General features: G+C 36.4%; 7 protein-coding genes. All 7 read right to left on the bottom strand.

The features are described 5' to 3' along the window. The coding region (locus RQ893_RS07730) for a 30S ribosomal protein S15 (protein WP_399523562.1) at positions 1 to 115 on the bottom strand (115 nt) is incomplete at its 3' end. 106 nt (positions 116 to 221) lie between these two features. Beyond that, positions 222 to 1,166, bottom strand: a complete 945-nt coding sequence (locus RQ893_RS07735) for a bifunctional riboflavin kinase/FAD synthetase (RefSeq protein ID WP_311482455.1) — start codon at positions 1,164 to 1,166, stop codon at positions 222 to 224. Then, positions 1,141 to 2,037, bottom strand: a complete 897-nt coding sequence (gene truB / locus RQ893_RS07740) for a tRNA pseudouridine(55) synthase TruB (RefSeq protein ID WP_311482456.1) — start codon at positions 2,035 to 2,037, stop codon at positions 1,141 to 1,143. Before truB ends, RQ893_RS07735 begins: the two co-directional genes overlap by 26 nt. Next, positions 2,030 to 3,001, bottom strand: a complete 972-nt coding sequence (locus RQ893_RS07745; protein WP_311482457.1) for a bifunctional oligoribonuclease/PAP phosphatase NrnA — start codon at positions 2,999 to 3,001, stop codon at positions 2,030 to 2,032. Before RQ893_RS07745 ends, truB begins: the two co-directional genes overlap by 8 nt. Continuing rightward, positions 2,982 to 3,365, bottom strand: coding sequence for a 30S ribosome-binding factor RbfA (rbfA, locus tag RQ893_RS07750; RefSeq protein WP_311482458.1), 384 nt, complete (start codon positions 3,363 to 3,365; stop codon positions 2,982 to 2,984). The genes RQ893_RS07745 and rbfA overlap by 20 nt, the downstream gene beginning before the upstream one ends. After that, complete coding sequence (gene infB / locus RQ893_RS07755; protein WP_311482459.1) at positions 3,366 to 5,507, bottom strand: translation initiation factor IF-2; 2,142 nt, start codon at positions 5,505 to 5,507, stop codon at positions 3,366 to 3,368. A gap of 9 nt (positions 5,508 to 5,516) precedes the next feature. Then, on the bottom strand, positions 5,517 to 5,698 hold a 182-nt coding region (locus RQ893_RS07760; protein WP_311482460.1), incomplete at its 5' end, for a YlxR family protein.

The following is a 5,698-nucleotide window of genomic DNA, read 5'->3' on the forward strand; positions in this document are numbered from 1 at the left end:
CAGTTAAGTCAGCTATTCTCTTTGAAAGGATAGCGATTTGTACTTCTGGTGAACCTGTGTCTTTCTCGTCTAATTGGTATTCTTTGATTATTGCTTGTTTTTCTACTGCGTTCATAATTTCCTCCGTTTTTATATTCAGCCTTTGCCATGTACTAGTCGAGGTCTCATATACCTAGCAAAGCTACCTATTCATTATACACCCCAAATATTGTTTTGACAAATCATTTAAGGTGTTTTTCTATATATTCCAAGCCTTCTTTTTTATCCTTATCCATCTGGCCAATCAATTCTTCAGCCGAAGAAAATTTATAATCAGGTCTTAGAAATTCGATAAATTCCACACTAATATTTTCATCGTAAATTGACTGGTTAAAATCAAATATGTAGGTCTCTATTTTCTTATCATCGCCTTCTTCAAAGGTTGGATTGGAGCCAATGTTTGTAAGCCCGTAATAATCTTCGCCCCTGATGTTGGTGATTGTGACATAAACACCATCTCTTGGCATTACATAGGGAAAACTTGGCTCGAGATTAGCTGTAGGAAAATTTAATAATCTTCCTCTTTGTTTGCCATGAACAACACTACCCCTAATCTTAAATGGTCTGCCTAAGTACTTATTAGCCTTTGCAATTTGCCCATTCCTTATCATATCCCTAATGTGACCTGATGAAATCTTTTCGTGATTATCTTCCATCTCAAAATCCACTACATCAGTCTTATAGGCAAAAATATCTTCATATTCTCTAAGAGTATCGACATTGCCGCTTGCCTTGTAGCCAAAGCGGTAGTCATCTCCAACTATAATTATCTTGGCATTTAATTTTTCAGCAATAATTGTTTTTATAAAATCTTTTGGAGAAAGCTTCATAAAATTTTCATCAAAATCGACCAAACAAAAAGTTTTTATACCTAATTGCGATAGGATTTCAACCTTATCTTCAAGGCTTGATAAGTAACGCTTTTCGTCCTTTACAGTTGTAGAAGTATTTTCCTTAAAAAGTAGGATAGATGGAGTGTAGCCGTATTTTTTAGATAAGGCTATATTTCTTTTCATTAATTTTTGATGGCCTAAATGAACCCCATCAAAATATCCCAAGCTTACTACCTTTTTTTCTAAATCTGGTAGGTCGCTATTTAAATCATAAATTCTTATCTGCTCTTTCATAAAATACTTTCTCCATTTTTAAGAAATTTTTGCCATCGCAACTGAAATTGTTTCCTAGTCCGATAAAGTCTTCGCCAGCATAAACTCTTATAATCTTACCATAATTTTTATCTACTTCTACAAGTTGACCATTTACTAGTTTATCCAAATATTTTATCCCAAGGACCATCTTGTCAAAATCCTTGAGAGCTGTGTCTATTGGGTAAAGTTTTTCTATTAATCCTTCCTTTGGGATTTCTAACAGGTCTTGACTTTTTATAGCATCTTTAATTTCTAATTCACCAACTCGAACCCTTTTAAGCTCATTAACATAGGCGAAAGTCCCAAGTTTCTCTCCAATATCATCAACTAAGGTTCTAATATAAGTCCCCTTGGAACAGGTAACTCTAATTATGGCCTTAGGAAAAGAAAAATCAAGAAGCTCTATAGCATAGATTTTAACTTTTCGTCTTTTCCTCTCGATTTCTATGCCCTCTCTGGCTAAATCATATAGTTTTTTTCCATTAACTTTAAGAGCTGAATACATAGGAGGGATTTGATAAATCTCCCCCCTAAAAGTATTCATCACTTGGAGAAATTCTTCTTTAGTGACTTCTTTGTCAGAGTTTGCTATTATTTCTCCGGCAGCATCTAGGGTATCGGTTTTGGCACCGAAGATTAATTCTGTTTCGTAGACCTTATCTTTGGTCATCATATAGTCTGAAACCCTGGTAGCTTTCCCTATTACAATAGGTAAAACTCCACTTGCTTCAAGGTCTAAGGTGCCGGTGTGACCGACTTTTTTCATACCAAAAGCACGCCTTACAAGACTAACTACCCTGGCTGAAGATATGCCCTTTTCTTTATTAACGTTAAGGATTCCGTTAAGCATCTATTTCCTTTAAAACAGCTAAGGCTTTCTGGCAAGCAGCCTCTAGGCTATCGTCAAAGATAGAATATCCGCTGGCCTTGATGTGACCACCACCGCCATTTGCTCTAGCAACTGCGGATACATCAGCTGTTTTACTTCTCATAGATACCTTGTATTCACCGTCATCATATTCTTTTACAATCATAGACACGTTTACTTCCCTAAGGTCTCTTAGTTTATTAACTATAGACTCTGCATCACCCATTTGGACACCGTATTTTGCCACTTGGTCTTTACTAGCAACAGCAAAAGCCTTTTTGTCGAAAAATTCAGCCTTAGATATAATTTCATTATGAAATTTCATTACAGCGACTGGTTGGGATTGGTAAAGATTTTTATAAATATCTTCATAATCAATTCCAGCTGTAATTAGTCTGCCTGCGGCCCTAAAGGTATATTCAGATACATTTGAGTACATGAACCTACCTGTATCTGTGCATAGGCCTGTAAATAAAAGAGTGCCTATTGTCTTATCCATTGGCAGATTTAGTCTATCAATAACTTCATAAACTATCTCGCAGGTTGCAGGTGATGTTTCATAAATCATATTTAGGTCGCAGTTGATTTTTCCACCAACATGGTGGTCCATAACTACGGTCTTATCGCTTCTTTTGGCAATCTCTGTTGCGTGACCTATCCTATCAAATTCAGAGCAATCTAAAATTATAAATAAGTCGTACTTATCCCTGGTCGCTTCCTTATAATGATCAAGGTCTGGCAAAAATTTTAAGTAGTCATCAATTGTATCAATTGCAATAACTTCTACATCCTTACCATATAATTCAAGTGAGCGTCTCAAACCAAGGGAAGAACCGAGGTTGTCTCCGTCTGGGTTTACGTGGCTGGCGATGGCGATTGTATTAGCCTCGTCAACCATTTCTATAAACTTATCTAAATGTTCTTTACTAATCTTCTCTAGATTCATTTGCTTTTTTATCCTTTGCGATTGTTTCTGCTATTAACTTATCCATGTAGGCACCATGCTCTATTGAATTATCGAATTTGAAACGAAATTCTGGCATAGACCTTAATCTCATCCTCTCACCAATTAGGATTTTTATATAACCCTTGGCTTGGTTTAGGGCTTGCATTACTTCATCCTTGATATTATTATCTCCAAGGACAGAAATATATACATCAGCATAGGATAAGTCGTTGGTAACTTCTACATCTGTAACTGATACCATAGCTTCTGTTGTTAATCTTGGATCATTTAGGTCATCTCTAATTATCTTAGAGATTTCCCTTTTTACTTCAGAAGAAATCCTTGCTGTTCTTTTTTTATTCATCTATAAACTTCTTTCTGTTTCAACCATTTCGTAGGCTTCCATAACGTCACCCACTTTAATATCGTTGTATCTTTCAAGTCCAAGTCCGCCTTCATAACCTGCTGGAAGTTTTGATGCGTCATCCTTAAATCTCTTCATTGATGAAATATCTCCATCAAAAATAACTACGTTATCTCTTAATAGTCTGATTTTTGCTTTCCTTGTAATAACACCACTTGTTACCATGACACCTGCGATTGTGCCGGCTCCCGGAATCTTGAAGGTATCTCTTACTTCTGCCCTACCAAGTACATTTTCCTTAAATTCAGGATCAAGCATACCTACTATAGCCTTTGATACATCCTCGATTGCTTCGTAAATTACGCTGTAGGTCCTGATTTCAATATTATTATCCTTAGCTCTTTCTAAAGCGCCTTGGGTTGGCCTTACATTAAAGCCGATTATTATCGCATTTGATGCTTGGGCTAAAAGTACGTCTGATTCTGTGATACCACCAACAGCACCGGCTATTACTGTTACCTTAACTTCTTCGTTAGATAATTTTGTAAGAGAAGAGCTTACAGCATCAACAGTTCCCTTAACATCGGTCTTAACAATTATATTAAGTTCTTTTAATTCGCCTTCCTGGATGTCTGAATACATATCTTCAAGATTTGTATTAGCCTTAGCTATTAATCTTTCTTCACGTTTGAATTCAGCTGCCCTATCTGCATAGTCACGAGCGATTTTTTCATCTTTTACTGCATAAATCTTATCCCCAGCTTCTGCTACATCTGATAGACCTAGGATTTGGGCTGGGATAGATGGACCTGCTTCTTTAATTTGTTTACCCTTTGAATCAAACATAGCCCTAATCCTACCTGAAGCAGAACCAGTAACTACATAATCTCCTTGACGAAGGGTTCCCTTTTGAACAAGGACAGTTGCAACAGGTCCCCTTGCCTTATCTAATTGGGCTTCGATTATTATACCAACCGCATCCCTGTTTGGATTTGCCCTTAGCTCCCTAACTTCAGCTACAAGTAAGACCATTTCAAGTAAGTCCTTGATTCCCTTACCTGTGTGGGCTGAAACTGGAACCATTATTGTATCTCCACCCCATTCTTCAGGTACTAGACCATATTCCATTAGACCTTGCATTACTCTATTTTGATCGGCTGTTTCCTTATCCATCTTATTAATTGCTACAATTATTGGAATATCTGCTGCCTTAGCATGGTTAATAGCCTCAACTGTTTGTGGCATAACCCCATCATCTGCAGCTACTACAAGGATTGCTATATCTGTTGATTGAGCGCCTCTCATCCTCATTTCTGTGAAGGCTTCGTGGCCTGGTGTATCTAGGAAGGATATTGCCTTGCCATTAACATTTACAGTGTAAGCACCGATATGTTGGGTAATACCGCCAGCTTCTCCACGAGTTACAGAAGTATTCCTTATAGCATCTAGTATACTTGTCTTACCATGGTCAACGTGACCCATTACTGATACAACAGGAGGTCTTTCAATTAAGTTTTCTTCCTTATCTTCATAGTCTAAATCATATGATTGCTCTTCTAGGGCATCATATTCTTCTTCCTTAAAGATTTCCTTGCCAAATTCCATGGCTACAAGGTTTGCTGTATCAAAATCTATCTGGTCGTTAAGTCCTGCCATTGTGCCAAGACCTATTAGTTTTCCTATTACTGAATTTGGGCTTTCTCCAAGTTTATCTGCAAACGCCTTAACATTTACAGTTTCTGGTATTTCTATTCTTGATTCTTTATTAGCTTTCATACTCTTCTCTTGCCTATTGCTCTTCTTTGATTTTCTCTTCTTATTTTTCTTTTTTCTATTCTTTTTCGCTGGTTTTTCTTCTTCATCTTCGTCAAAAGTTTTTAAATCAACTTTCTTTTCTCTTTTTTTCTCTTGTTTAGCTTTTGCTTTAGGCTTTTCTATTATTTCTTCTTCGCTAATTTCATTGCTAGAATCATCATTAAGTTCGCTTAGGTATTCATTGATTAATTTGCGATTTTCGCCGCTAATCATAGACATATGGGACTTTATACCTAGGTTGAATTCTTCATTTAGAATCTTAATCATTTCCTTAGATTCTAAGCCATTTTCTTTTGCTAATTCGTATACTCTTATTTTATCAGCCATCTAATCACCTCATTTTAGTTCATAAGCTTCTAACTCCTCATAAATATCATCATTTATTTTCATTTTAAAGGCTTGGTTTAGCTTATTTGATTTTTTAAGGCCCTTGATGCAAGCTTCATCCTTGCACACATAAGCTCCTCTTCCATTTACTTTTCCACTTTCATCTATCAAGATTCCTTCTTCTTTGTTAT

The sequence above is a fragment of the uncultured Anaerococcus sp. genome (assembly GCF_963510915.1).
Lineage (GTDB): Bacteria > Bacillota > Clostridia > Tissierellales > Peptoniphilaceae > Anaerococcus.